Source organism: Teichococcus vastitatis (genome assembly GCF_003604215.1).
Lineage (GTDB): Bacteria > Pseudomonadota > Alphaproteobacteria > Acetobacterales > Acetobacteraceae > Pseudoroseomonas > Pseudoroseomonas vastitatis.
Genome location: NZ_QXGS01000180.1, coordinates 1 through 904, shown reverse-complemented (window position 1 = coordinate 904; position 904 = coordinate 1). Strand labels below are relative to the sequence as shown.

At 65.0% G+C, this 904-nt stretch carries 2 protein-coding genes; both read right to left on the bottom strand.

All coding sequences use genetic code 11. The features are described 5' to 3' along the window. Positions 1–46 precede the first annotated feature (46 nt). Positions 47–271, bottom strand: a complete 225-nt coding sequence (locus tag D2K64_RS23800; protein WP_120010903.1) for a hypothetical protein — start codon at positions 269–271, stop codon at positions 47–49. A gap of 451 nt (positions 272–722) precedes the next feature. Further along, the coding region (locus D2K64_RS23795; protein WP_162306253.1) for a transposase at positions 723–904 on the bottom strand (182 nt) is incomplete at its 5' end.

Below are 904 nucleotides of genomic sequence, written 5' to 3'. Positions count from 1 at the left end.
CCGTGGAAACGCCGGGAAGGCCATCGCAGCGTGCAGCGGTCCTCCGCTAGGCTTTCTCGGCCGCCCCTGGGTCCGAGCCGGCATCCTCCTCAAGATCTCTGGCCACCTCCTGCGCGGCCGTGGGGTCGATCCGGTTGGCCTCCTGGACCAGCTCGTCACCCCGCGCATCGTTGCCCTCGGCAAATTCGTCGAGGGCCGCTTCCACAATGTCCAGCGCCTTCTCGTGCCGCTCGCCGCTGTCCCCGGCACCGCCGCCCTGCTTCCCGTCCATTGCCATCTTCCTTGCTAGGAGCAAGGGAGAAACCCGTCGCCCGCAACATGGGTTTCCGCCACCACCCGCGGCATTTGACCTTAGACCGGGAAACTGGTCCGGCCATTCTGAGAGTTTTCCGGCAGCGGCGGATCAGCCCGTGCCGCCGATCGATGTCGATGTGGCTTTTGCAACCGAAGATCGGCGATCTGGATGGCTTGGCGCCGTGTGCCTTCGGGTTTGGGATTGGCTCTGCCGCGCTTGAGCGTCCAGCGGGGTCCTTCTGCGCCTGCTTAGCGCGGGACCAGCCCTCCGGCGTGCTGCTCTCCCGGATGATGGCCTTCTCGATGGTGAGCTTCTCGCGCGACGCGGCTATCAGAGTGGCGCCGATGATCTGTCCACCCATGGCGAGAAAGCCCTGCTCGGCCAGTACCGCGTCGAAGCGGCGGAACAGCCCCTTGATAGCTCCCGCCTATTTGAGCTGTTCGCGACAGAGCCCGATCGTCTTGGCGTCCGGCACGGCCTGGTGCAGGCCAAGGCTCGCGAAGCGCATGAAGGACAATCGGTTCCGCAATTGGAATTCGGCCTGCTCGTCGGAGAGGCTGTAGAGCGCCTGCAGCACCAGAACGCGGGACATCATCACGGCATCATAGG

Bases quoted from the DNA above. Each gene is read 5' to 3' on its own strand.
- D2K64_RS23800 (WP_120010903.1), bottom strand. From the start codon at position 271: ATGGACGGGAAGCAGGGCGGCGGTGCCGGGGACAGCGGCGAGCGGCAC.